Source organism: Phenylobacterium montanum (genome assembly GCF_018135625.1).
GTDB lineage: Bacteria > Pseudomonadota > Alphaproteobacteria > Caulobacterales > Caulobacteraceae > Poindextera > Poindextera montana.
Window position 1 is genome coordinate 5,344,506 of the sequence record NZ_CP073078.1, and the last position, 24,384, is coordinate 5,368,889.

A 24,384-nucleotide genomic window follows, 5' to 3' on the forward strand; every position below is an offset into this window, starting at 1 on the left:
GCTCAACCTCGACGCCACCAGCCCCGCTTGGGCTTGGCCGGCGGGCTCGAGATCTCCGCCGCGTCCGCCACGGCCGCCAGCACCGGTTCGGGCGCCGGCGCCGGGGTCACGACGACGGGCTCAGGGACCGGCTCGGGCTCGATCGCGACGGCCGGCTGCACCGGAACCGGTTCGATCGCCTCCGGCTCGACGTGCGGTGCGGCGGCCTCCAGCACCGGAATCTCGCCGGGGCCGTCCAGGCTGGCCGCGACCTCGGCGACCGGCTCGGCCGCCTTCTTGGCGCGCGAGCGGCGGGCCTTGGGCTTCTTGGCCGGCGCCTCTTCGGGGGCAGGCAGCTCGACCCAGATGTCCTCCGGCGGCGCTTCGATCACCGGCTGGGCCGCCACAGCAGCGACGACCGGCTCGGGCGCCGGGGCAGGGGCGCGAGCGGGCGCTTCGGCGACGGGAGCCGGACGCGGGGCCGGCGGCTGGCCGGGATCCATCCAGATGTAGGGATCGCCGTCGGGCACGCGCGGGCGCGACCAGGCGTAGGGATCGTCGCGCCGCACCTCTTCGCGCATGCGCCGCCCGCCGCGCCGTCCGCGGCGACGGCGGCCGCGCCCGCGGCCTTCGCCATCACCCTCGTCGTCCGCTTCGCCTACGGCCTCTTCCTCGACAGCCTCGGCCGCACGAGCCGGGCGATCCGTCTCGTCGCGGCGTCCGCCACGGCGGCGGCGGCGGCGGCTGCGGCCGCGCGAACCGCCTTCGCCCTCGGCCTCGGCGCGGACCGGGCGACGTTCTTCGCGCTCGCCGTCGGCCTCGACCTCTTCGTCCTCTTCCTCTTCCTCGTCCTCGTCTTCCTCGACGATGAAGTCGTCCGCCTCGGCCTCAGTGGGCTCGGGCGAGAAGGCCGGGCGGCGCGAGGGCGCCTCGGGCGCCTCGAACTCGCGGCTCTCGGTGCGCTCGATGGCGTGCTCGGCGTGGGCCAGGTTGTCCTCGACCACCACGGTCACATTCAGGCCTTTGGTCTGGCGCAGGCGCTCGAGGAAGGCGCGCTTCTCATTGAGGATGTAGAGCCCGACCGCGCGCGAGGTGCGCAGGGTGACGGCGCCAGCCCCGCCGCGCACCGCCTCCAGCTCCACCGCGCGCAGGGCGGCCAGGGCGCTGGACTCGGTCGAGCGGATGCGGCCGACCCCGGCGCAGTGTTCGCAGACGTGGGTGGTGCCTTCCAGGATGCCGGTGCGGCGGCGCTGGCGGCTGATCTCCATCAGGCCGAAGCCGGAGATCTTGCCCATCTGCACCCGCGCCCGGTCGTCCTTCAGCGCGTCCTTCAGCACCTTCTCGACGGTGCGGTTGTTCTTGGCCTCATCCATGTCGATGAAGTCGATCACGATCAGGCCGGCCAGGTCGCGCAGGCGCAGTTGCCGGGCGGCTTCCTCGGCCGCCTCGACATTGGTCTTCAGCGCCGTGGCCTCGATGTTGCGCTCGCGGGTCGAGCGGCCCGAGTTGACGTCGATCGCCACCAGGGCTTCTGTCTGGTTGATCACCAGATAGCCGCCGGACTTCAGCGGCACCACCGGGGTGTAGATCTGGGCCAGGTGGTCCTCGATCTTGGCCTGGACGAACAGCGGAGTCGGATCGCGATAGGCGATGATCTTCTTGGCCTGCGAGGGCATGATCATGCGCATGAAGTCGCGCGCCTCGCGGTAGCCTTCCTCGCCCTCGACCCAGATCCCCTCCAGGTCCTTGTCGAACATGTCGCGGATGGCCCGCTTCACGAGGTCTTCTTCCTCGTAGATCAGGGCCGGGGCGATCGAGTGCAGGGTGCGCTCGCGGATATTCTCCCACAGGCGCATCAGGTATTCGTAGTCGCGCTTCAGCTCGGCCTTGGTGCGCTTGGCCCCGGCGGTGCGCACGATCAGGCCCATGCCCTGCGGCACGTCCAGGCTCTGCACCACGCTCTTCAGCCGCTTGCGGTCTGTGGCGGTGGTGATCTTGCGGCTGATGCCGCCGCCGCGGGCGGTGTTGGGCATCAGAACGCCGTAGCGGCCGGCCAGCGACAGATAGGTGGTCAGCGCCGCGCCCTTGTTGCCGCGCTCTTCCTTGACCACCTGCACCAGCATGATCTGGCGGCGCTTGATCACTTCCTGGATCTTGTAGCGGCGCATCAGGCGGCGATTGCGGCGCGCGAGCTCGTCGCTCATCACGTCGTCGTCGTCATCGTCCTCGCCATGGTCCTCGTCACCGTTGTGCGAGCGCGGCGGCGGCTCGTCGTCCGCCTCGGCCTCTTCGCGCATCAGCGCTTCGCGGTCGGCCAGGGGGATCTGGTAGTAGTCCGGATGGATCTCGTTGAAGGCGAGGAAGCCGTGGCGGTTGCCACCATATTCGATGAAGGCGGCCTGCAGGCTCGGTTCGACCCGCGTCACCTTCGCCAGATAGATGTTTCCCCGAAGCTGCTTCTTGGCCTGGCTTTCGAAATCGAAATCTTCAACCCGCGAACCGTCCACCACCGCCACGCGAGTTTCCTCGGCATGGACGGCGTCGATCAACATTCTCTTCGACATTCAAATAATCTCCACGGCGCGCGCCGGCGAAGAACGCCGGGGGCCGGATGTGCATGAGGGCGCGCGCAAGCGGGCCCGTCGCGTCAAAAAAGACGCGTCGAACCATCAGCTTTGAGCGGTCGTGAGCGACGCTGCCCATGAGGTTTAATCCTTGACGCGCCGGGTGGCGCGGAGCGGGGTCGGCGCCTCGGTCCCGCCAAAAACGGCGCGGCCGATGCGGCCTTGCGCGGATCTCGCCCGATGTGGGGCGTCCCAAGCGCAAGACAAGTTTGCAACAAGCGGGAGAAAAAAGAAAGCGGCGCGCGAAGGCGCTACGGCGGCGGCCGATGCGAAGCTGGGCTGGATCGTCGCGCCCGGTTCGTGCTTAACCATTTGTGCACTCTGGTTAATGGATAGTGGGGCCTTAGTAGCGAGGCCTTGCAGTGTTCGGAGTTGGGATGCGCGCTCAGGCGAAAGCCTTGGTCGGGTCGGCGCGAGGGACGGGCGTCTGCGCGCTCGCCCTGGGCGCGTGCGCGCTTCTGGCCGGCTCTTCCCACGGCGAGACCGCCTCCAAGGGCGTGCTGCAGGTTCGCCTCGGCGGCAATCAGCAGGAGACCCGCATCGTCATCGAGCTCGACGCCCCGACCAAGGGCCAGGTGATCGATGACGGCGCCGCCGATCACATGGTCGTGGTCAATCTCGCCAAGGTCGGCGCCGATTCCCAGCCTCAGGGCCATGGCCTGGGCCTCATAGGGGCCTGGTCGGCCGAGAACGCCGCCGGCGGGACCAGGCTCAGCCTGCAACTCAGCCACCCGGCCCAGATCAAGCGCCGCTTCCTTCTGCCGCCCTCCGATGGCGTGACCGTCTATCGCTATGTGATCGACCTGGCCGCCGCCGATGCGCCGGCCTCGGCGACTGCGCCGGCCAAGCTCACCGCGGCGGTGGCGACCACCGTTCAGCCCCAGGCTGAGGTCAAGCCGGCCGTGTTCACCCAGGTGACCGAGGCGCGGCCGCTGCACCTGAAGAAGATCGTCGTCATCGACGCCGGTCATGGCGGTAAGGATCCCGGCGCGGAAGGCGCCGACAGCCAGGAAAAGGACGTCAACCTGGCCGCGGCCAAGGCGCTGAAGGCGCGGCTGGAGAAGGGCGGCCACTACAAGGTGGTGATGACCCGCGACAGCGACGTGTTCGTGCCGCTGGAGAACCGGGTTCAGATCGCCCGCCGGGCCGACGCGGACCTGTTCATCTCGCTGCACTCCGATTCCGGCTCCAACGCCGACATGCGCGGCGCCACCGTCTACACCCTGTCGGACAAGGGCTCGGACCGGGTGGTCAAGAATGTCATCGGCCGCAACGACTGGTTCATCAACGTCAACCTGCCGGGCCACGACCGGGCGGTGAACCAGATCCTCCTGGACCTGACGCAGCGCTCGACCCGCAACCGCTCGGCCGCCTTCGCCGAGAACCTGCTCAGCCATGTCAGCGACCGGGTGCCGCTCTTGGAGCACAGCCACCGAGACGCCGGCTTCATGGTGCTGCTGGCCCCCGACGTGCCGGCGGTGCTGCTCGAGATGGGCTTCATCACAAATCCCGACGACGAGACGCGCCTGAAGAGCCAGGGCCAGCGGCAGAAGTTCATGAACGCCGTCGGCGACGCCATCGACGACTATTTCGAGCGCCAGACCAAGGTCGCGTCGCGGTAGGGCTCTGCCTCCTTAGACTGAACCGCAAGCTGAGCAGCCGGCTCGCCCCCTCCACCGCTTCGCGGTCCCCCTCCCCCGCTGCGCTTCGCTACGCAGGGGAGGAGAGGGCGTCTCAACCCCGCTTCTCCCCCCTTGTTTCGCGAAGCGACACGGGGGAGGGGGACCGCCGCGCGACAGCGCGGTGGTGGAGGGGGCGCGCTGCGGCCTGCAACCTCACGAAGCCAACCGGGCTTTGCGATCGCCTCGACACGCGCTAGAGCGTGATCGAAGGCGGGCGGGCAGTCCGTGGAGGCTTCGGCGTTGAATCTTGGTCAGCGATGGATCGCGACGGTCGGCGTGGTCGTCCTCAGCGTGATCGCCTTGGCCGGGTTCTCGCTGGCCATCTATGCCGCCTGGCTGTTCCACGACATGCCCGATGCGGCGGACCTCGCCGACTATCGCCCGCCCACGGCGACGCGGGTCTATGCCTGGGACGGCACCCTGATCGGAGAATACTCCAAAGAGCGGCGGATCTTCGTCTCCTACGACCAGATCCCGACCCAGGTGGTGAACGCCTTCCTGGCCGCCGAGGACCACAACTTCTTCAAGCACGGCGGCGTCGACCCGATGGGCCTCTTGCGCGCCATGACCAAGGACGTGGTCAACGCCAGCCACGGCAAGCGGCTGGAGGGCGGCTCGACCATCACCCAGCAGGTGGCCAAGAACGTGCTCTTGGGCAACGAGGCCACCATCGGCCGCAAGATGAAGGAGGCGATCCTCGCCAACCGCATCGAGGAGTCGATGAGCAAGCAGCACATCCTCGAGCTCTATCTGAACGAGATCTGGCTGGGCTATCACTCCTACGGGGTGGTCGCGGCGGCCTACAACTATTTCGGCAAGCCGCTGTCGGAGCTGGACCTGGCCCAGTGCGCCTACCTGGCCGCCCTGCCCAAGGGGCCGGACAATTACCATCCGGTGCGCAACAAGGCCAAGGCGATCGCCCGGCGCAACTTCATCCTCGGCGAAATGGCCGACCTAGGCTTCGTCACCCGCGCCCAGGCTGAGGCGGCGATGAAGGAGGACCTGGTGGTCCAGTCGGCGCCGATCCGCGCCAAGTACCACGACGCCGACTACTTCGTCGAAGAGGTCCGCGAACGGGGTGTGGCCACCTTCGGCAAGAAGCTGGACGAGGGCGGCTACTACATGCGCACCACCCTCGATCCCAAGCTGCAGACCGCCGCCCGCGTGGCGCTGATGAAGGGGCTGGAAAACTACGATCGCCGGCACGGTTGGCGCGGGGCCTGGGGCCATGCGGAGGTCGAGGATGGCTGGCAGAAGCAGGCCCTGGCCTCCACCCCGCCGTCCGAGCGTCGCGCCTGGCGCGCGGCCCGAGTGGAATCCGCCGAGGGCGCCGTCAGGGTCGAGCAGGCCGACGGCGGCGGGCGCGGGGTGCTGGAGAGCGCTGACGTCGTCTGGGAGCGCGCCAGCGCCAAGCCGCTGAAGAAGGGCGACCTGGTCTTCGTCGAGCCCTCGGCGACCTCGCCCGGCCTCTACAACCTGCGTCAGGTGCCGCTGGTGAACGGGGCGCTGGTGGCGATAGATCCCTGGTCGGGCCGGACCCTGGCCATGGTCGGCGGCTACAGCTTCTCGCTCTCCAACTTCAACCGCGCCACCCAGGCCAACCGCCAGCCGGGCTCCTCGTTCAAGCCCTTCGTCTACGCGACCGCGCTTGAGAACGGCTACACGCCCGCAAGCCAGGTGCTGGACGGGCCGATTTCGCTGCCCGGCGCCAAGGCGGGCGAGGTCTGGTCGCCGGAGAATTTCGAAAAGGGCTATCGCGGCATGCTGCCGCTGCGGCGAGGCCTGGAGCTGTCGCTGAACACCATGACCGTGCGCCTGGCCATGGGCGTCGGCATGCCCAAGATCGTCGACATGGCCAAGCGGGCCGGGGTGGTCAACCAGATGGACCCGGTGCTGGCCATGGCCCTGGGCGCCGGCGAGACTACCCCCTTTAAGATGACCGCCGCCTATTCCGCCTTCGTCAACGGCGGGCGCAGGATTAACCCGCACCTGATCGAGGTGGTCGAGGACGCGCAAGGCAAGCCCGTGCTGAACGCCGACCAGCGCGAGTGCCCAAGGTGCCAGGCCGCCTTCAACGGCGACGAATCGCCCCGCGTGCCCCCGGCCGGCGACCAGATCATGGACCCGGTCACCGCCTATCAGATCACCACCATGCTGCAGGGCGTGGTCCAGCGGGGCACGGCCTACCAGGCCTCCAGCCTCGGCCGGCCGATCGGCGGCAAGACCGGCACCACCAACGACTTCCGCAGCGCCTGGTTCGTCGGCTTCTCGCCCGACATCGTGGTCGGCGTGTTCGTCGGCTTCGACGACAACCGCTCGTTGGGCAATAACGAAACCGGGGCGGTGGACGCGGTGCCGATCTTCATCGACTTCATGCAGACGGCGCTGAAGGACACCCCGGTGCACGACTTCCGCCCGCCGCCGAACGTGAAGTTCTCCTACGCCACCGGCATCCGCGAGGCCTATCGCCCAGGCACCGAGCCCAAGCCCAGACCCGTGGACGCGCTGGAAGGCGTCCTGCCCGGTGCGCCCCTGCCGCCGAACGGCCAACCCGTCGGCGCCGCCCCCGCCGGCGCCCCGCCGCCACAGAAGCCGCCACAGAAGAAGCCGCCGGCGGACCTGACTGGGCTCTATTGAACCCGAGGGGCGGAGGGGCTATCAGGCGCGCCCTGCTTAGGAGAAGCACATGAGAGCGGATGTCGAGGCCTCTGCGGCCGACATCGAGCAGTCCGTCGGACTGCTCAGGAGGCGTCTTTGACTGGGAACCTGCGCTAAGAAAGCTCGATGAGCTGAACGCCCGGGTCGAGGACCCGACCCTTTGGGACCGCCCCAGCGAGGCCCAGGCCTTGATGCGCGAGCGCACCCGCCTGGCGACCCAGGTGGATGCGGTCAAGAGCCTGGAAAAGGGCCTGGCCGAGGCCCTGGAATATGCCGAACTGGCCGACGCCGAGGGCGACGAGGAGCTCTTGAACGACGCCCGCGCCCAGTTGGCGGCGCTGAAGGAGCGGGGCGCCCGGGCCGAACTCGAGGCCCTGCTCTCCGGCGAGGCCGACGCCAACGACGCCTATCTGGAAATCAATTCCGGCGCCGGCGGCACCGAGTCCTGCGACTGGGCCGGCATGCTGCTGCGCATGTACACCCGCTGGGCCAACGCTCATGGCATGAGCGTGGAGCTGATCGAAGAGACCCCGGGCGAGCAGGCCGGCATCAAGTCGGCGACCCTGCAGATCAAGGGCCCGAACGCCTATGGCTGGCTGAAGACCGAGGCCGGGGTGCACCGGCTGGTGCGCATCTCGCCCTATGACTCCAGCGCCCGGCGGCACACCAGCTTCGCCTCGGCCTGGGTCTATCCGGTGGTGGACGACACCATCGTCATCGACATCAACCCGGCAGACGTGCGCACCGACACCTATCGCGCCTCCGGCGCCGGCGGCCAGCATATCAACAAGACCGACTCTGCCGTGCGCCTGACCCACATCCCGACCGGGGTGGTGGTGGCCTGCCAGGCCGGCCGCTCGCAGCACCAGAACCGCGACGAGGCCTGGAAGATGCTGCGCGCCCGCCTCTACGAGCTCGAGTTGCAGAAGCAGGAAGCCGCGGCCCAGGCCCTGGAAGACCAGAAGACCGACATCGGCTGGGGCCACCAGATCCGCTCCTACGTCCTGCAGCCCTACCAGATGGTCAAGGACCTGCGAACCGACGTCGAGACCTCGGACACGCAAGGGGTGCTGGACGGCGACTTGGACGCCTTCATGGCCGCGTCCCTGGCCCAACGGGTCGGGGCGACGCGGACGGAAGGCGGGAACGCCTGAGTCGCCCGAGTTCAGGCCAATTTGAATTTCAACCGCTCATCCCCGCCTTCGCGAGGATGAGCGATCTATGAGATCGGGCGGATCCAGGCTCGCTCTCAGAGCCCCTTGACCGCCGCCAGCACCTCGGCGACGTGACCCGCCACCTTGACCTTGCGCCAGATGCGCTTGATGCGGCCGTCGGCGCCGATCAGGAAGGTCGAGCGGTCGATGCCCATGTATTGGCGGCCATAGAGGCTTTTTTCGACCCACGAGCCGTAGGCCTCGATTACGCCGCTTTCGGCGTCCGAGCCCAGCACCAGGTCCAGGCCGTACTTGGCCTTGAACTTGTCGTGCCGCGCGACGCTGTCCTTGGAGGCGCCGATAACCACCGCGCCGGCGGCCGTGAACTCGGCCGCCGCCTCGCTGAAGCCCTTGGCCTCGTTGGTGCAGCCGGGGGTGTCGTCCTTGGGGTAGAAATAGAGCACGACCGGTTTGCCCTTCAGCGCGCTCAGCGAGACGCGGCCGCCGCCGTCGGTCGGAAGGTCGAAATCGGGGGCGACGTCGCCGACGGCGGGACCGGTCATGCTCTAGGCTCCTAAAGGGTCAAACAGGACGAACGAGGACGATCTTCTTCTTGCCGGCGGCCAGCTTGATCACCCCGTCGGCGTTGAGATCGGCCGGGGTCAGGGCGCGCTGGGCGTCGGCCTCGGCCTTGTCGTTGACGCGAAGGCCGCCGCCCTGGGCCAGCCGCCGGGCCTCCGAGCGCGAGCCTGTCAGGCCGGCGTCGGCCACCAGATTGGCGATCGGGATTCCGGCCTCCAACTCGGCGCGCGAGATCTCGATCGAGGGCAGGTCGGCCGACACCTGCCCCTCCTCGAACGCCTTGCGCGCCGCTTCAGCCGCGGCCTCGGCCGCTTCCCGGCCGTGCAGCATGGTGGTGGTCTCGTTGGCCAGCACCTTCTTGGCCTCGTTGATCCCGGCGCCTTCGAGCGCCTCCAGTCGGGCGATCTCGTCCAGCGGCAGGTCGGTGTAGAGGCGCAGGAAGCGGCCGACGTCGGCGTCCTCGGTGTTGCGCCAGAACTGCCAGTAGTCGTAGGGGCTGCGCATGTCGGCGTTCAGCCACACCGCCCCCGCCGCCGTCTTGCCCATCTTGGCGCCGGACGCGGTGGCCAGCAGCGGCGAGGTCAGGCCGAAGGCCTGCTTGCCGTCCATGCGCCGGATCAGCTCGACCCCGTTGACGATGTTGCCCCACTGGTCCGATCCGCCCATCTGCAGCACGCAGCCATGGCGGCGGTTCAGTTCCAGGAAATCCACCGCCTGCATCAGCATGTAGTTGAACTCGAGGAAGGTCAGCGGCTGCTCACGCTCAAGCCGCAGCTTGACCGAGTCGAAGGTCAGCATGCGGTTGATGGTGAAGTGCGGGCCGTATTCGCGCAGGAAATCGACATAGCCGAGCTTGGACAGCCAGGCGTCGTTGTCGACCATGATCGCGTCGGTGGGCCCGTCCCCGAACGTCAGGAACTTCTCGAACACCGTCCGGATGCTGGCGATGTTGGCGGCGATGTCGGCCTCGGTCAGCAGCTTGCGGCTCTCGTCCTTGCCCGAGGGGTCGCCGACCTTGGTGGTGCCGCCACCCATGACCACGATCGGCTTGCCGCCGGCCTGCTGCAGGCGGCGCAGCATCATGATCTGGATCAGGCTGCCGGCGTGCAGGCTGGAGGCGGTGGCGTCGAAACCGATGTAGCCCGCGACGATCCCGCCCTTGGCCGCGGCGTCAAGCTCGGCCGGGTGGGTGACCTGGTGGATGTAGCCGCGCTCTTGCAGGCTGCGCAGGAAGCTGGATTGGAAATCGGACATCGGCTCGGGGTTTTCTGCAGGCGAGGCGCCCTGTAGCACGGCGGCTTGCGGGGTGAGAACAGTCATGACGATACGGCTCCTTCTGATGGGGAGGGCCGGAGACGTCGTCTTCGAGTGGATGCGCGCCGCCAACCTTTAGGGCGGCGCGAAAATCGATAAGATCAGCAAGCCGGCCCGCTATGGAAGCGAGCGGCGGTACGAGGTTCGCAAGGTGCGGGCGCTGATCATGCTCCAGCGCTAGCCTTTCGAGCCTCGACGGTCAAGTTTGAGGGCGGATCGATGCGGGTTCTGGGGTTCATGAGCGGCACCTCGCTCGACGCCATCGACATGGCGATCCTTGAGACCGACGGCGAGGTCATCCACGCCTTTGGCCCCGCCGGCGAACGCAAGCTTTCGGTCGAGATCCGGGCGGTGATCCAGGCCGCGACCGACCAGGCCCGCGCCTGGCCCCGCGGCGAGCCGGAGCCGGCGGTCTTCGCCGAGGCCGCCCGCGCCGTGGCCGAGGCGCACCTGGCCGCCGCGCGCGAATTCCTGGCCGAGCACGGCTTTCGCCCGGACCAGATCGACATGGTCGGCTTCCACGGCCAGACCGTGCTGCATGAACGTCCCATGGCCGAGCGGATCGGACGCACCGTGCAGCTCGGCGAAGCCGAGATCCTGGCACGGGGCCTCGGGGTCCCGGTGGCCTACGCCTTCCGCCTCGACGACGTGGCCGCGGGCGGGGAGGGCGCGCCGCTCGCGCCCATCTATCACGCCGCCTTGGCCCGCTACGCCCGCCTGCCGGCGCCGGTGGCGGTTCTGAACCTGGGCGGGGTGGCCAACATCACCCTGATGGGCGAGGGCGACCTGTTCCACGGCTTCGACACCGGCCCCGCCAACGGCATGATCGACCTCCTGGTCCAGGCCCGCGGCCTCGGCCGCTATGACGAGGGCGGCCAACTCGCCCGGTCCGGCCAGGTCGACGCCGCCGTGCTGGAGGGCCTCCTGGCCCATCCCTATTTCGCCGCCCCGCCGCCCAAGTCGCTGGACCGCTACGATTTTCCGATGGCGAGCGTGGAGGGGCTGTCCGACGCGGACGCCGCCGCGACCCTCGTCGCCTTCACCGCGGCGGCCGTGGCGCGGGGCCTGGACTGGTTCGATGCGGACCAGCAGCCTAGGACCGTGATCGCCGCCGGCGGCGGCCGGCGCAACCCGGCGATCATGCAGGCTCTGCGTGAGGCCCTGCCGGCCCAGGTGATCTCGGCCGAGGACGCCGGCTGGCGCGGCGATTCCATCGAGGCCGAGGCCTTCGCCTACCTCGCCGCCCGCACCGCCCACGGCCTGCCGATCTCGTTTCCCGGCACGACCGGGGTCAAGGCGCCTATGACGGGTGGGAAGATCGTGCGGCCTTAGTGCCCTTCCCCCCTTGTGGGAGAAGGGTTTTAGGCCGGGTTCGCCGCCAGCCGCTTATCCAGATAACCTCCGACCTGCTTCTCCACGTCCTTCAGGTTATGCGCCCAGAAGTGGTCGGCGGTGTCGATCACGTCGTAGTCGATGACGATGCCCTTCTGGGTGCGCAGCTTGGTCACCACCCGCTCCACCTCGGTCGGCGGCACCACCGAATCGTTGGCCCCGTGCAGGAACAGGCCCGAGGCCGGGCAGGGGGCCAGGAAGCTGAAGTCGTACATGTTGGTCGGCGGCGAGACCGAGATGAAGCCGTCGGTCTCCGGCCGGCGCATCAGAAGCTGCATGCCGATATAGGCGCCGAAATCGAAGCCGGCGACCCAGGTCTGCGAGGCGGTCGGGTTGGTGGCCTGCAGCCAGTCCAGCGCCGTAGCCGCATCGGCCAGCTCGCCGATGCCGCCGTCGAATTCGCCCTGGCTCCTGCCCACGCCGCGGAAATTGAAGCGCAGCACCGAAAAGCCGCGCTGCATGAACAGCAGGAACAGCTGGGCCGAGACCGGGTGGTTCATGTTGCCGCCGGCCTTGGGGTGAGGGTGCAGGATCAGCGCGATCGGCGCGCCCTCCTTCTTCCCCGGCGAATAACGTCCCTCGATCCGTCCGGCGGCGCCGGTCAGAACCACCTCAGCCATGAAACCTCCTGGCGTGAGCGGCGGTCATAATACTTGACCACAGCGCTCGGTCTTCTTAAATCCAGTCCCTCGCTGGGACATGCCCGCCGCGAGGCGGCGGTTCATAGCACAGGCCGCGCCGGATGCGCGGGAATTCTGACACGTCTCGGCAAGACCAGGATGTAAGGCCATGCAGCTGAGCACGAAAGGCCGCTATGCGGTGATGGCGATGACCGACCTGGCCGGGCACGGCGAGGCGCGGCCCGTCTCCCTGGCCGAGATCGCCGAGCGCCAGCAGCTGTCCCTGGCCTATCTGGAGCAGCTGTTCGCCCGCCTGCGCCGGCGCGGCCTGGTGGTCTCGCACCGCGGCCCCGGCGGCGGCTATCGTCTGGCCCGCCCCGCCGCCGAGACCAATGTCGCCGAGGTGGTGATGGCGGTGGACGAACCCATCAAGGCTACCCGCTGCGGCGGCCACGGGGCCAAGGGCGGCTGCATGAAGGGCGGGGCCAAGTGCCTGACCCACGACCTCTGGGAAGAGACCGGCCGCCAGCTGCACGCCTATCTGGCGAGCGTGTCCCTGGCCGACGTGCTGGCGGGGCGGCTCAGGCCCAGTTCACCGGCGGTGGCCGCATGACGGCTCCGAACAGGATCTACCTCGACTACAACGCCACCGCCCCGATCCGGCCCGAGGCGGCGGAGGCTGTCGCCTGCGCCCTGGCCATCGGCGGCAATCCCTCGTCGGTCCACGCCGCCGGCCGCACTGCCCGCGCCGCCGTCGAGCGCGCCCGGGGCGAGGTCGCGCGCCTCGTGGCCTGCAAGGAAGGCTCGGTCACCTTCACCAGCGGCGGGACCGAAGCCAACGCCCTGGCCATCGACAGCGCCATCGCTGCGGGTTTCCGCCGCCCGATTGTGGGCCTGGCCGAGCATGCCTCGACGCTCGCCACCTGCATGGCCAATGGCGACATGGCCGAGGGCTGGGGCGTGCGCGCCAGCGGGATCATGGACCTGGACTGGCTGGAACAGCGGCTGAAGACCTGGCCCAAGGAGGCCGGCCGCCCGTTCGTCGCCCTCTCCCTGGCCAACAACGAGACCGGGGTGATCCAGCCCGTGGCCGAGATCGCCGCCCTGGTCCGCGCCGCCGACGGCTGGCTGCATGTGGATGCGGTGCAGGCGGCGGGCAAGATCGCGCTCGATTTCGCCGCGACCGGCGCCGACACCCTGTCGCTGTCGGCGCACAAGCTGGGCGGGCCGCAAGGCGTCGGCGCCCTCATCGCCGGCCCGCGGGCTGTGCTGTCGCGCCGGCTGCACGGCGGCGGGCAGGAGCGTGGTCGGCGCGCCGGCACCGAGAACGTCTCCGGCATCGCCGGCTTCGGCGCCGCGGCCCGCGCCGCCCTGCGCGACCTGCCGGATTTCGCCGCCCAGGCCGCCTGGCGCGACGCCGCGCAAGACAGCCTCGCCGAGGCCGACGGGGTGCAGGTGTTCGGGACCGAGGCGCCCCGGCTCCCCAGCGTGCTGAGCTTCGCCGCCGAGAGTTTCGAGTCCGAGCGCCAGGTGATCGCCATGGACCTGGAAGGGATCATGGTCAGCGCCGGCGCCGCCTGCTCGTCGGGCAAGGTCACCGCCAGCCCGGTGCTGCAGGCCATGGGCTTCGGCTCGCTCGCCTCCACCGCCCTGCGCGTCAGCGGCGGCTGGGCCACTACCGAACAGGACTGGACCCGCTTCGCCGAGGTCTGGCTCACCGTCTACGACCGGTTTCGGGCGCGCCGCCGCGCCTCGGCCGCTTAAGGAAGTGTACTGATGGCCGCCGTCCAGCAAACCGTCGAACAGGTCGAGGCCCTCGAGGCCTACAAGCACGGCTTCGTCACCGACATCGACCAGGAGTTCGCGCCCAAGGGCCTGAACGCCGACACCGTCCGCTTCATCTCGGCCAAGAAGGACGAGCCGGACTGGATGCTGGCCTGGCGTCTGGAGGCGTTCGAGCGCTGGCTGGTGCTGGATGAGCCCGACTGGGCCAAGCTGAACTTCCCCAGGATCGACTACCAGGACGCCTATTACTTCGCCGCGCCCCGGGCCAAGGAAGGCCCCAAGTCGCTGGACGAGGTCGATCCGGAACTGCTGGCCACCTACGCCAAGCTCGGCATCCCGCTGAAGGAGCAGGAGGTCCTGGCGGGCGTCCAGGGCGCGCCGCGCTATGCCGTGGACGCGGTGTTCGACAGCGTCTCGGTGGTGACGACCTTCAAGAAGGAGCTGGCCGCCGCCGGCGTCATCTTCTGCCCGATGAGCGAGGCGATCCGCGAGCATCCCGAGCTGGTGAAGAAATACCTGGGCTCGGTGGTGCCGGTCTCGGACAACTATTTCGCCTGCCTGAACAGCGCGGTCTTCTCCGACGGCAGCTTCGTCTATGTGCCGCCGGGCGTGCGCTGCCCGATGGAGCTGTCGACCTATTTCCGCATCAACGCCAAGGAAAGCGGCCAGTTCGAGCGGACCCTGATCATCGCCGACAAGGGCGCCTACGTCTCGTACCTGGAGGGCTGCACCGCCCCCATGCGCGACGAGAACCAGCTGCACGCCGCCGTGGTCGAGCTGGTGGCCCTGGACGACGCTGAGATCAAATATTCCACCGTCCAGAACTGGTATCCCGGCGACGCGCAAGGCAAGGGCGGCATCTACAACTTCGTCACCAAGCGGGCCGACTGCCGCGGCGCGCGGTCGAAAGTCAGCTGGACCCAGGTCGAGACCGGCTCGGCCATCACCTGGAAATACCCCTCCTGCGTCCTGCGCGGCGACGGCTCGTCGGGCGAATTCTACTCGATCGCCGTGACCAACAACCGCCAGCAGGCCGACACCGGCACCAAGATGATCCACCTGGGCCGCGACACCCGCTCGCGGATCATCTCCAAGGGCATCTCGGCCGGGCATTCCTCGAACACCTATCGCGGCCTGGTCTCGGCCAACGCCAAGGCGGCGAACGCGCGCAACTTCACCCAGTGCGACAGCCTTCTGATCGGCAAGTCCTGCGCCGCCCACACGGTCCCTTACGTCGAGGCCCGCAACGCCTCGGCCAAGTTCGAGCACGAGGCCACCACCACGCGCCTCTCCGAAGACCAGCTGTTCTACGCCATGCAGCGCGGCCTGACCCAGGAAGAGGCGGTGGCCCTGCTGGTTAACGGCTTCGTGCGTGAAGTGCTGCAGGAACTGCCCATGGAGTTCGCTGTCGAGGCCCAGAAGCTGGTGGCGATCTCGCTGGAGGGCAGCGTGGGATGACGCTCCAGGCCATCGAACACGTGCAGCTGGCCATGCCGGCGGGCGAGGAGGAGAGGGCGCGCGGCTTTTATCGTGACCTTCTCGGCCTGCCCGAACAGCCCAAACCGCCGGAACTGGCCAGGCGCGGCGGGGCCTGGTTCGAGAGCGACCGGGTCAAGGTGCACCTGGGCGTCGAAAGCCCCTTCACGCCCGCTCGCAAGGCCCACGTCGCCTTCCTGGTCGACCGCGTCGCCGACCTTGCCGAGCGCGCCCGCGCCGCCGGCTACGAGGTCAAGGCCGACGAGGACCTCCCCGGCTTCGAGCGCTTCTACATCTACGACCCCTTCGGCAACCGCCTGGAATTCATGACGGCGGTGGAGGGAGGGCGATGACGGGCCTCGCTGCCCGCATGAACCCTTCCCCCTCGATGGGGGAAGGGCAGGGATGGGGGTGCGCCCCAGTCGCCGCCTGGAATCCTCTGATGGGCTCCGGCGCCCAACACCGTCTTTCGCCTCAACACCTGAGCGAACACCCCCAACCCTTCCCTTCCCCCATCGAGGGGGAAGGGTTTTCAAGATATTCGAACGAGCCGATTTGAAATGCTGACCATCACCAACCTCCACGTCCGCATCGCCGAGACCGAGATCATCAAGGGCCTGACGCTCAGCGTTCCCGCGGGCGAGGTGCACGCGATCATGGGACCGAACGGGGCCGGCAAGTCGACCCTGTCCTATTCCCTGGCCGGCCGGCCGGGCTATGAGGTGACGGGCGGCTCGGCGGTGCTGGACGGCGACAACCTGTTCGAACTGACGCCCAACGAGCGCGCCGCCAAGGGCGTGTTCCTCTCCTTCCAGTACCCGATCGAGATCCCCGGCGTGCCCGGCCTGACCTTCATCCGCACGGCGCTGAACGCCCAGCGCAAGGCCCGCGGCGAGGACGAGATCACCGCGCCCGCCTTCCTCAAGCTCGCCCGCGAAAAGGCCCAGGCCCTCAAGATCGACTTCGAGATGCTCAAGCGCCCGCTGAACGTCGGCTTCTCGGGCGGTGAGAAGAAGCGGATGGAAATCTTTCAAATGGCGATGCTTTCGCCGCGGCTCTTGATCCTCGACGAGACCGATTCCGGCCTCGACATCGACGCCCTGCGCATCGTCGCCGAGGGGGTCAACGCCATGCGGGGGCCGGACCGCTCGATGCTGGTGATCACCCACTACCAGCGCCTTTTGGACTACATCAAACCCGACCGGGTGCACGTGCTCTCGGCCGGTCGCATCGTCGCCTCCGGCGGGCCCGAGCTGGCCCACGAGCTGGAGCGCGAAGGCTACGACAAGTATGTGCGGGAAGCGGCATGACCCTTGCGCGCGCCATAGCCTCGGGCGACGTCGCCCAGCTGCCCAGCCGCCGCGAGGAGGACTGGCGCTGGACCGACCTGCGCGGCCTGATCCGCACCATCCCCGCGGCCTCGCCGGCGGCGGACGGGATCAAGCTGAAGCGCGGCCCGTTCCGCAACCTGGCCGACGAGGAGATCGTGTTCGTCAACGGCCGCCAGCTGGAAGGCCCCAGCGCCCTGATCATCGAGCCGGGACATCCGGGGCCGCTCGCCCTGCGCTTCGTCTCCGCGGCCCACGGCACGGCGCACCACGCGGCCTTCTCCCTGGTGCTGCGGCCCGGCGCCGAACTGGTGCTCTTGGAAAGCTACGAAAGCCTGGGCGAGGCCTATCTGGCCGATATCAGCCTCGACATCCACCTGGGCGAAGGCGCCCGCCTGGAGCGGGTGGCAGTCGTGGCCGAGGCGGCCGACGCCGTCTCCATCAGCCAGACGCGGGTCGAGCTCGCGCCCCATGCCCGCTTCGTCCAGACCGTGCTGACCAGCGGCGCCAAGCGCCAGCGGCACGAGACGCGCCTGCGTCACCCCGGCGGCGGGGCCGAGGTGCGGCTGGACGGCGTCTATCTCCTGGACGGTGCGGCCCATGCCGACCTGACCACGGCCGTGACCCATGCCGGCGTCGACGGGGTGACCCAGCAGCTGACCAAGGGCGCCGTGCGCGGCCAGGCCCGGGCGGTGTTCCAGGGCCGCATCGTGGTCGCCGAGGGCGCCGACCGCACCGACGCGCGCATGGGCCACCACGCCCTGATCCTCTCCGACAAGGCAGAGGTCGACGCCAAGCCCGAGTTGGAGATCTATGCCGACGACGTCTCCTGCGCCCACGGCAACACGGTGGGCGCCATCGACGAACAGGCCCTGTTCTACGCCATGCAGCGCGGCATCCCCGAGGCGGAAGCCCGCGCTATGCTGACCGAAGCCTTCGTGGCCGAGGTGATCGACCGCATCGAACACCCCGGCGCCCGCGAAGCCGCCCACGCCTGGGCGGCGCAACTGGCGGGGAGGGCGGGATGAATCGGCCCGTCCTCGATACGGCCGCGTCCTTCTTCCCTTCCCCCCTTGTGGGGGAAGGAGGGGCCCGCCCGCGCAGCGGGTGGGAGGATGAGGGGTCGCGCCGGCGGATCGAATGTTTGCGAGGTTTGCAGTCGCGCGCCTCTGCGCGCGTCCCCTCATCCTCCCACGCCTTCGGCGCGGGCCCCTCCTTCTCCCGCAAGGGGGAGAAGGGATTTTCTCGGAGGCGCGCCCATGAGCTTTGACGTCGCATCCGCCCGCGAGCAGTTCCCGATCCTCAAGCGCGAGGTCAATGGCCGCCCCCTGATCTATCTCGACAGCGCCGCCTCGGCCCAGAAGCCGCGGGCGGTGATCGAGGCCATGACCCGGGCGATGGAGCACTCCTACGCCAACGTCCATCGCGGCCTGCACACCCTGGCCAACGAGACCACCGAGGCCTACGAGAAGGCCCGCGAGAGCGTGCGCGGCCTGGTGAACGCGGCCAGCGTCGACGAGATCGTCTTCACCAAGAGCGCCACCGAGGCCATCAACCTGGTGGCCTCCGCTTTCGGCCAGTCGCTCGAGGCCGGCGATGAGATCGTGCTCTCGGTGATGGAGCACCACGCCAATATCGTGCCCTGGCACTTCCTGCGCGAGCGCAAGGGCCTGGTCCTCAAGTTCGTTCCGGTGACCGAGGACGGCCAGCTCGATCTCGATGCTTACCGCAACCTGATCGGGCCGAAGACCAGGATGGTGGCCCTCAGCCACATGTCGAACGTGCTGGGCACGATCAATCCAGCGAAAGAGCTGGTCGAGATCGCCCACGCCGCCGGGGTTCCGGTGCTGCTGGACGGTTGCCAGGCCATCGTCCACGCCCGGGTCGACGTGCAGGCCCTGGACGTCGATTTCTACGCCTTCTCCGGCCACAAGCTCTACGGTCCCACCGGCATCGGCGTGCTGTACGGCAAGGCCGAGCGCCTGGCCGCCCTGCCGCCCTACCAGGGCGGGGGCGAGATGATCGGCACGGTGACCACCGAGACCGTCACCTATGCCGACCCGCCGCACCGCTTTGAGGCCGGCACCCCGGCGATCCTGGAGGCCATCGGCCTGGGCGCCGCCATCGACTGGCTGCAGGGCTTCGATCGCGAGGCCATCGCCGCGCATGAGCGGGCGCTCTACGACCGCCTGAAGCAGCGCCTGAATGGGGCCAACTGGCTGCGCGAGATCGGCACGGCGCCGGGCAAGGGCGGCATTTTCGCCTTCACCGTCGAGGGGGCGCACGCCCACGACGTGGCCCAGCTTCTCGACCGCTATGGCATAGCCGTGCGCGCCGGGACCCACTGCGCCGAGCCCCTGATGCGGCGCTTTGGCCTGACCTCGAGCGCCCGCGCTTCGTTCGCCCTATATAACACCCTGGAAGAGGCCGACGCTTTCGCCGAAGCCCTGGCCAAGGTGCAGACCTTTTTCGCCTGAGTGACACCGACCATGGATGACGCCAGCCTCAACCCCACGACCGAAACCTCGGCGCTGAGCCAGTCGGAGCTCGACGCCCTGACCGACCGGCTGATCGAGAAGCTGAAGACGGTCTATGATCCGGAGATCCCGGTGGACATCTACGAACTCGGCCTGATCTACAAGGTCGACGTTTCCGACGACAAGGACGTGGCCATCGACATGACCCTGACCGCCCCGGCCTGTCCCGTGGCCGGCGAGATGCCCGACTGGGTGAAGGAGGCGGTGATGTCGATCGAGGAGGTCAAGTCCTGCGACGTCAACCTGGTGTTCGATCCGCCGTGGGACCCGTCCCGTATGTCGGACGAAGCCAAGCTGCAACTGAACATGTTCTGATGACCATGGACCCCGTCGTACAGCCCCGAGCCCGCCGCCCCCGCCCCAAGGTGGTCACCCTGACCGACCGCGCCGCTGAGCGCGTGCGCGAGATCATGGACCGCGCCGAAAAGCCCTATGCGGGCTTGCGGGTCGGGGTGAAGAACGGCGGCTGCGCCGGCCAGGAATACGTCCTGGAATACGCGGAAGCCGCCAACCCGCTGGACGAGGTGGTCGAAGACAAGGGTGTCAAGATCCTGATCGAGCCCAAGGCGATCCTGTTTCTGATCGGCTCGGAGATCGACTACGAGACCTCGCGCCTCGCCTCCAAGTTCGTGTTCCACAACCCCAACGAAACCGACGCCTGCGGGTGCGGCGAGAGCGTGACCATCGTGCCGGCGAGCGCGGGGGACTAGGATCTGTGCGTGGTTCGAGACGCCCGCTCGCGCGGGCTCCTCACCATGACGAACTTGGGTGACGCCTAAAAAACATAGTCATGGTGAGGAGCGGCCCCGATGGGGCCGCGTCTCGAACCACGCAATGGCTAAGCCGCCGCCGCCACGCCGCTGTCCGTCGTAACCTGGTTGCGGCCGTTGCGCTTGGAGGCGTAGAGCGCCTGGTCGGCGCGCTCGATCAGAACGTCGACCTTCTCGCCGTGCTTCAGCTCGGCCACACCGGCGGAGACGGTGATGGTGCCCAGGTCCTCGTTGGTCGAGCGGCGCTTGAGCGCGCGGGAGGAAACCTCCTCGCGGATCTCCTCCAGGGTGCGCACCACCTCGGCGGCGCGCTCGGAGGGGAAGATCATGGCGAATTCCTCGCCGCCATAGCGGGCGGCGAAGCGCGGCGGCGGGGCCATGCGGCCGATCACACTGGAGACGTAGCGGATCACCTGGTCGCCGGTCTGGTGGCCCCAGGTGTCGTTGAACCGCTTGAAGTGGTCGATATCGATCACCGCCAGGGCCAGGGGCTCGCGCTTTTCGACAGCCTCGGCGCAGGCCCGGGCCAGCTCGTCGTCGAAGGCCTTGCGGTTGGCCAGGTTGGTCAGGGCGTCGGTGGTGGCGTCGCGGCGGACCTGCTCCAGGTGCTCGCGCAGGCGGCTGACCTCGGCGGTGGATTCGTCGAGCCGCTTGGCCAGGGAGCGGTTCTCGCGCTGCACCCGCTTGGTGGCGGTGGTCAGGGTGTCCACAAGGCGGCGGATGTCCTCGGGGCCGACGTCCTCGTCCAGCGACTTGCCGGCGCTGGTCAGGGTCGCGCCATACTGCTCGCTGGAGCGCTGGGCCTGCTTGATCGCGGCCGCGACCGCGGTCAGCTCCCGGGTCAGCTGATCCCCGGCGTCGCGGATCTGCTCGTTGAGGCGCGCCTTGGGCAGGTAGGCGGCGGCCAACTGCTCGCTGACGCCTTCGGTGATCGCTTCGCCGATGCTGAGCAGGCGCTCGATCTCCTGCGCCAGGGCGCCGTCGGGATTGGCGACGTAGTGCGTCCAGAGTTCGTAGTTGAGGGCGGTCGGCCAGATATGGCGGCGCTCCATGTCCTCCAGGACCTTGCGCGCCAGATCATAGGCGTTTGGACCACGCAGCGTGCTTTCGACGCCAACCGACATTCAGTCTTCCCCAATTCAGAGGCCGAACCCGCATTCAGCGAGCCAACACGGTGACGCTAGGAGAGAGTTCGAAACACGGGGTTAAAAATCGGCCGTTTACCAATAATTAGCCTGCCGGACGCGGCCGCTTCCCCTAGGTGATCTTGCCGGGCGCGGAAAGCCACGACATGGTGCTAAGAATGACGCCAGCGTCAGAATGGCGATGGGAGGGTTGAAGACCGATGAGCGCAGCAGCCGTGCACGACGAAGCCAGCATGAAAGCCCTGCTGGCCAAGCAGAAAGCCGCGCACCTGCGCGACGGCGAACCCTCGGCGGACAAGCGGATCGAGCGGCTGAACCGCTGCATCGGCCTCCTGGTCGAGAACCAGAAGGCGATCGAGGAGGCGCTCAACGCCGACTTCGGATCGCGCTCGAAAGAGGCCACCGCCTTCACCGACATCGCCGCCTCGATCGGCCCGCTGAAGCATGCCCGCGACAATCTGCGCAAGTGGATGCGGCCGTCGAAGCGCAAGACCAGCCCGCCGATCCTCGGCCTGTTCGGGGCCAAGGCCGAGGTGCGCTACCAGCCCAAGGGGGTGGTGGGGGTGATCAGCCCCTGGAACTTCCCGGTCAATCTGACCTTTGCGCCCCTGGCGGGGATACTGGCCGCCGGCAACCGGGCCATGATCAAGCCCTCGGAATACACGCCCGCGACCTCGGCCCTGATGGCCCAGATGTTCGGCGGGGCCTTCTCCGACGAGGAGATCGCGGTGATCACCGGCGGCCCGGAGGTCGGCCAGGCGTTCGCGGGCCTGGCCTTCGACCACCTGATCTTCACCGGCGCCACCGGCATCGCCCGCCACGTGATGAAGGCGGCGGCCGAGAACCTCGTGCCCCTGACCCTGGAGCTGGGCGGCAAGAGCCCGGTGATCATCGGCAAGTCCGCCGACATGGGTGTGGCCGCGGCGCGAATCATGAACGGCAAGACCCTGAACGCCGGCCAGATCTGCCTGGCGCCCGACTACGTGCTGACCCCCTCCGACAAGCTGGAGGGCTTCATCGCCGAGGCGCAGGGGGCGGTGAAACAGATGTTCCCGACCATCAAGGACAATCCCGACTACACCTCGATCGTCGCCCAGCGGCACTATGACCGCATCCAGGGCTATATCGATGACGCCCGGGCCAAGGGCGCGCGGGTTATCGAGATCAAGCCGGACGGCGAGGACCTGACCCAGCAGGAGCATCGCAAGATCGCGCCCACCCTGATCATCGAGCCTACCGACGACATGAAGGTGATGCAGGAGGAGATCTTCGGACCGGTGCTGCCGGTGAAGACCTACAAGGCCGTCGGGGATGCGATCGACTACATCAACGGACGCGACCGGCCGCTGGGCCTCTACTACTTCGGCGACGACGAGGCCGAGCGCGAGCAGGTCCTGGCCCGCACCACCTCAGGCGGGGTGACGGTCAACGACGTGGTGTTCCATGTGGCCCAGGAGGAACTGCCCTTCGGCGGCGTCGGCCCCGCCGGCATGGGCAGCTATCACGGCCACGACGGCTTTCTGGAGTTCAGCCACAAGAAGGCGATCTACAGCCAGATCAAGAAGGACATCGGACCGCTAAAACAGATGCGGCCGCCATATGGGCCGGCGATCAGGAAGTTCCTGGAGGGGCAGATCAGAAGGTGAGGTCAGGGTGCGTGGTTCGAGACGCGTCCCTGGTGGCGCTCCTCACCCTGACTGAGCCGGTTGCTGCTCAATAAACTTCGTCATGGTGAGGAGCCCGCGCAAGCGGGCGTCTGGAAAGACGCACGAAGGTTTCACCCCTTCGCCGCCGCCATCTTCGGGATCGGGATCATGAGGAAGGCGGGGGTGTCGTCGCCGAAGCCGCGGACGCCCGTCTGCTCGCGCTCTTCACGCTCCTCGCGCGGCGGACGCGCTTCGGGCGCGCGGCGGGCGGGGCGATCTTCCGACCTGGCTCTGCTGCGCGGCGCGCGCTCCTCACGGGCGGGGCGGTCTTCAAGCGGCGCGCGTTCCTCACGCGGCGCCCGCACTTCGCGAGGCGCTTGTTCCTCGCGCGGAGCGGCGGCCTCGGCTTCGGGCTGAGCCTCGACCGGGCGCCGGTTGCGGCTGCGGCTCTCGCCGCGGGCCGGGCGTTCGCGGCCCGAACGGCCCTCGCGCTGGCGATCGCCGCCGGCGGCCTGGCTCCAGTCCAGGTCCAGCACCGTCTCGGCCGGGGTCTTGCCCGTCAGCTTCAACACCTTGTCCAGGTTGCGGCTGTCGGCGGGGGTGACGATCATGAAGGTGTCGCCGCTGCGCCCCGCGCGGCCGGTGCGGCCGATGCGGTGCACATAGTCGTCGGCGTGGTGAGGCACGTCGAAATTGAACACGTGGCTGACGTCGGGAATGTCGAGGCCGCGCGCGGCCACGTCCGAGGCGACCAACAGCTTCAGCTCGCCCTTGCGGAACGCCTCCAGGGTCTTCATCCGCACGCTCTGCTCAAGGTCGCCGTGGATGGCGGCGGCGTCGTGGCCGTGGGCTTTCAGCGACTTGGCCACTACGTCGACTTCGCTCTTCCTGTTGCAGAAGACGATACCGTTCTTGATCTCCGCCCCGTCGATCAGGGCCCGCAGCGCCATCCGCTTGGCCTTGGGATCGGCCAGCGGGATGCGCACCAGATGCTGGGCGATGTTCTCGCCGGTGGTGGCCGGCCGGGAGGCCTCGATGCGCACCGGATCGTTGAGGAACTGCTTGGTCAGCCGGGTGATTTCCGGCGGCATGGTGGCCGAGAAGAACAGCGTCTGTTTCTTCGGCGGGGTCAGCTTGAAGATGCGCTCGATGTCGGGGATGAAGCCCATGTCCAGCATGCGGTCGGCCTCGTCGACCACCATGATCTGCACGCCGGTCAAGAGCAGCTTGCCGCGCTCGAAGTGGTCCAGCAGGCGCCCGGGCGTGGCGATCAGCACGTCGACGCCGCGGTCGAGCTTCTTCTCCTGATCGCCGAACGAGACGCCGCCGATCAACAGCGCCCAGGACAGCTTGGTGCCCTTGGCGTAGCGCTCGAACGAGGCGGCGACCTGGTCGGCCAACTCGCGGGTGGGGGCGATGACCAGGCTGCGCGGCATGCGCGCCTTGGAGCGGCCCGAGGCCAGGCGCTCGATCATCGGCAGGGTGAAGGCGGCGGTCTTGCCGGTGCCGGTCTGGGCGATGCCCAGGACGTCCTGGCCGGTCAGGGCGACGGGAATCGCCTCGGCCTGGATCGGAGTCGCGGTCGTGTAACCGCTGTCAGCGATCGCTTGCAGAGTGTGGGGGCTGAGCCCCAGTTCAGAAAATTCAGTCATGCTCGATTGAAAACAGCCATCGCCGCCGGCGAACATCGCT

At 68.5% G+C, this 24,384-nt stretch carries 20 protein-coding genes; 14 read left to right on the top strand and 6 right to left on the bottom strand.

All coding sequences use genetic code 11. The annotated features are described in order from the left end of the window. Positions 1-2: 2 nt before the first annotated feature. Entirely contained in the window at positions 3-2,543 is a 2,541-nt protein-coding gene (locus KCG34_RS24480) for an Rne/Rng family ribonuclease (RefSeq protein WP_211938198.1), read from the bottom strand. Between the two features lie 437 nt (positions 2,544-2,980). Between KCG34_RS24480 and KCG34_RS24485 the strand changes: the two genes are divergently transcribed. From KCG34_RS24485 to prfB, 3 genes are all read left to right on the top strand, one after another. Beyond that, the gene (locus KCG34_RS24485; RefSeq protein ID WP_211938199.1) at positions 2,981-4,225 is read left to right on the top strand and encodes an N-acetylmuramoyl-L-alanine amidase family protein; all 1,245 of its coding nucleotides are present in this window, start codon (positions 2,981-2,983) and stop codon (positions 4,223-4,225) included. Positions 4,226-4,525: 300 nt separating this feature from the next. Next, positions 4,526-6,922: a penicillin-binding protein 1A gene (locus KCG34_RS24490; RefSeq protein ID WP_249138146.1), complete on the top strand. Its 2,397-nt coding sequence runs from the start codon at positions 4,526-4,528 to the stop codon at positions 6,920-6,922. 49 nt (positions 6,923-6,971) lie between these two features. Further along, a protein-coding gene (gene prfB, locus KCG34_RS24495) for a peptide chain release factor 2 (RefSeq protein WP_211938200.1) occupies positions 6,972-8,097 on the top strand; the annotation gives its coding sequence in 2 pieces (ribosomal slippage) (positions 6,972-7,040 and positions 7,042-8,097; 1,125 coding nt in all). 95 nt (positions 8,098-8,192) lie between these two features. Here prfB and KCG34_RS24500 read toward each other — a convergent pair. Beyond that, positions 8,193-8,660, bottom strand: a complete 468-nt coding sequence (locus KCG34_RS24500; RefSeq protein ID WP_211938201.1) for a peroxiredoxin — start codon at positions 8,658-8,660, stop codon at positions 8,193-8,195. Positions 8,661-8,679: 19 nt separating this feature from the next. After that, on the bottom strand, positions 8,680-9,933 hold the full coding sequence (tyrS, locus tag KCG34_RS24505; protein ID WP_211940962.1) for a tyrosine--tRNA ligase: 1,254 nt from the start codon (positions 9,931-9,933) through the stop codon (positions 8,680-8,682). A 279-nt stretch (positions 9,934-10,212) separates the two neighbouring features. On the opposite strand from tyrS, the gene KCG34_RS24510 reads away from it, so the two are divergent. Next, the gene (locus KCG34_RS24510; protein ID WP_211938202.1) at positions 10,213-11,325 is read left to right on the top strand and encodes an anhydro-N-acetylmuramic acid kinase; all 1,113 of its coding nucleotides are present in this window, start codon (positions 10,213-10,215) and stop codon (positions 11,323-11,325) included. Between the two features lie 29 nt (positions 11,326-11,354). Here KCG34_RS24510 and KCG34_RS24515 read toward each other — a convergent pair whose 3' ends face one another. Continuing rightward, the gene (locus KCG34_RS24515) at positions 11,355-12,005 is read right to left on the bottom strand and encodes an alpha/beta hydrolase (protein WP_211938203.1); all 651 of its coding nucleotides are present in this window, start codon (positions 12,003-12,005) and stop codon (positions 11,355-11,357) included. Positions 12,006-12,174: 169 nt separating this feature from the next. Here KCG34_RS24515 and KCG34_RS24520 point away from each other — a divergent pair, with 169 nt between their 5' ends. The 9 genes from KCG34_RS24520 (at position 12,175) to KCG34_RS24560 (ending at position 19,841) form a co-directional block, all read left to right on the top strand. Beyond that, the gene (locus tag KCG34_RS24520; RefSeq protein ID WP_211938204.1) at positions 12,175-12,618 is read left to right on the top strand and encodes an Rrf2 family transcriptional regulator; all 444 of its coding nucleotides are present in this window, start codon (positions 12,175-12,177) and stop codon (positions 12,616-12,618) included. Then, a complete protein-coding gene (locus KCG34_RS24525; protein WP_211938205.1) occupies positions 12,615-13,769 on the top strand; it encodes a cysteine desulfurase family protein in 1,155 nt (384 codons plus the stop codon). The genes KCG34_RS24520 and KCG34_RS24525 overlap by 4 nt, the downstream gene beginning before the upstream one ends. Before the next feature lie 12 nt (positions 13,770-13,781). Continuing rightward, positions 13,782-15,248: a Fe-S cluster assembly protein SufB gene (sufB, locus tag KCG34_RS24530; protein WP_211938206.1), complete on the top strand. Its 1,467-nt coding sequence runs from the start codon at positions 13,782-13,784 to the stop codon at positions 15,246-15,248. Then, positions 15,245-15,619 (top strand): VOC family protein, encoded by a 375-nt coding sequence (locus tag KCG34_RS24535; RefSeq protein ID WP_211938207.1) that lies wholly within the window; start codon positions 15,245-15,247, stop codon positions 15,617-15,619. Before sufB ends, KCG34_RS24535 begins: the two co-directional genes overlap by 4 nt. Positions 15,620-15,826: 207 nt before the next feature. Further along, positions 15,827-16,576 (top strand): Fe-S cluster assembly ATPase SufC, encoded by a 750-nt coding sequence (sufC, locus tag KCG34_RS24540; protein ID WP_211938208.1) that lies wholly within the window; start codon positions 15,827-15,829, stop codon positions 16,574-16,576. Then, positions 16,573-17,622, top strand: a complete 1,050-nt coding sequence (sufD, locus tag KCG34_RS24545) for a Fe-S cluster assembly protein SufD (RefSeq protein WP_211938209.1) — start codon at positions 16,573-16,575, stop codon at positions 17,620-17,622. The genes sufC and sufD overlap by 4 nt, the downstream gene beginning before the upstream one ends. Before the next feature lie 231 nt (positions 17,623-17,853). Beyond that, positions 17,854-19,071 (top strand): cysteine desulfurase, encoded by a 1,218-nt coding sequence (locus KCG34_RS24550; protein ID WP_211938210.1) that lies wholly within the window; start codon positions 17,854-17,856, stop codon positions 19,069-19,071. Between the two features lie 12 nt (positions 19,072-19,083). Next, positions 19,084-19,446 (top strand): SUF system Fe-S cluster assembly protein, encoded by a 363-nt coding sequence (locus KCG34_RS24555; protein WP_211938211.1) that lies wholly within the window; start codon positions 19,084-19,086, stop codon positions 19,444-19,446. Beyond that, positions 19,446-19,841: a HesB/IscA family protein gene (locus KCG34_RS24560; protein WP_376788206.1), complete on the top strand. Its 396-nt coding sequence runs from the start codon at positions 19,446-19,448 to the stop codon at positions 19,839-19,841. Before KCG34_RS24555 ends, KCG34_RS24560 begins: the two co-directional genes overlap by 1 nt. A 128-nt stretch (positions 19,842-19,969) precedes the next feature. Here KCG34_RS24560 and KCG34_RS24565 read toward each other — a convergent pair whose 3' ends face one another. Continuing rightward, positions 19,970-21,025, bottom strand: coding sequence for a GGDEF domain-containing protein (locus KCG34_RS24565; protein WP_211938212.1), 1,056 nt, complete (start codon positions 21,023-21,025; stop codon positions 19,970-19,972). 221 nt (positions 21,026-21,246) lie between these two features. On the opposite strand from KCG34_RS24565, the gene KCG34_RS24570 reads away from it, so the two are divergent. Next, positions 21,247-22,692 carry a coniferyl aldehyde dehydrogenase gene (locus KCG34_RS24570; protein WP_211938213.1) on the top strand — a complete coding sequence of 482 codons (1,446 nt, stop codon included), beginning with the start codon at positions 21,247-21,249 and terminating at the stop codon, positions 22,690-22,692. 131 nt (positions 22,693-22,823) lie between these two features. Here KCG34_RS24570 and KCG34_RS24575 read toward each other — a convergent pair whose 3' ends face one another. Beyond that, complete coding sequence (locus KCG34_RS24575) at positions 22,824-24,344, bottom strand: DEAD/DEAH box helicase (RefSeq protein ID WP_211938214.1); 1,521 nt, start codon at positions 24,342-24,344, stop codon at positions 22,824-22,826. Positions 24,345-24,384: the final 40 nt, after the last annotated feature.

Excerpts from the sequence above, each read along its gene's own strand:
- KCG34_RS24480 (WP_211938198.1), bottom strand. The coding sequence starts at position 2,543 with ATGTCGAAGAGAATGTTGATCGACGCCGTCCATGCCGAGGAAACTCGC.
- KCG34_RS24560 (WP_376788206.1), top strand. The coding sequence starts at position 19,446 with ATGACCATGGACCCCGTCGTACAGCCCCGAGCCCGCCGCCCCCGCCCC.
- tyrS (WP_211940962.1), bottom strand. The coding sequence starts at position 9,933 with ATGTCCGATTTCCAATCCAGCTTCCTGCGCAGCCTGCAAGAGCGCGGC.
- sufD (WP_211938209.1), top strand. The coding sequence starts at position 16,573 with ATGACCCTTGCGCGCGCCATAGCCTCGGGCGACGTCGCCCAGCTGCCC.
- KCG34_RS24520 (WP_211938204.1), top strand. The coding sequence starts at position 12,175 with ATGCAGCTGAGCACGAAAGGCCGCTATGCGGTGATGGCGATGACCGAC.
- KCG34_RS24485 (WP_211938199.1), top strand. The coding sequence starts at position 2,981 with ATGCGCGCTCAGGCGAAAGCCTTGGTCGGGTCGGCGCGAGGGACGGGC.
- sufC (WP_211938208.1), top strand. The coding sequence starts at position 15,827 with ATGCTGACCATCACCAACCTCCACGTCCGCATCGCCGAGACCGAGATC.
- sufB (WP_211938206.1), top strand. The coding sequence starts at position 13,782 with ATGGCCGCCGTCCAGCAAACCGTCGAACAGGTCGAGGCCCTCGAGGCC.
- KCG34_RS24525 (WP_211938205.1), top strand. The coding sequence starts at position 12,615 with ATGACGGCTCCGAACAGGATCTACCTCGACTACAACGCCACCGCCCCG.
- KCG34_RS24570 (WP_211938213.1), top strand. The coding sequence starts at position 21,247 with ATGAGCGCAGCAGCCGTGCACGACGAAGCCAGCATGAAAGCCCTGCTG.
- KCG34_RS24515 (WP_211938203.1), bottom strand. The coding sequence starts at position 12,005 with ATGGCTGAGGTGGTTCTGACCGGCGCCGCCGGACGGATCGAGGGACGT.
- KCG34_RS24575 (WP_211938214.1), bottom strand. The coding sequence starts at position 24,344 with ATGACTGAATTTTCTGAACTGGGGCTCAGCCCCCACACTCTGCAAGCG.
- KCG34_RS24535 (WP_211938207.1), top strand. The coding sequence starts at position 15,245 with ATGACGCTCCAGGCCATCGAACACGTGCAGCTGGCCATGCCGGCGGGC.
- KCG34_RS24565 (WP_211938212.1), bottom strand. The coding sequence starts at position 21,025 with ATGTCGGTTGGCGTCGAAAGCACGCTGCGTGGTCCAAACGCCTATGAT.
- KCG34_RS24550 (WP_211938210.1), top strand. The coding sequence starts at position 17,854 with ATGAGCTTTGACGTCGCATCCGCCCGCGAGCAGTTCCCGATCCTCAAG.
- KCG34_RS24510 (WP_211938202.1), top strand. The coding sequence starts at position 10,213 with ATGCGGGTTCTGGGGTTCATGAGCGGCACCTCGCTCGACGCCATCGAC.
- KCG34_RS24555 (WP_211938211.1), top strand. The coding sequence starts at position 19,084 with ATGGATGACGCCAGCCTCAACCCCACGACCGAAACCTCGGCGCTGAGC.
- KCG34_RS24500 (WP_211938201.1), bottom strand. The coding sequence starts at position 8,660 with ATGACCGGTCCCGCCGTCGGCGACGTCGCCCCCGATTTCGACCTTCCG.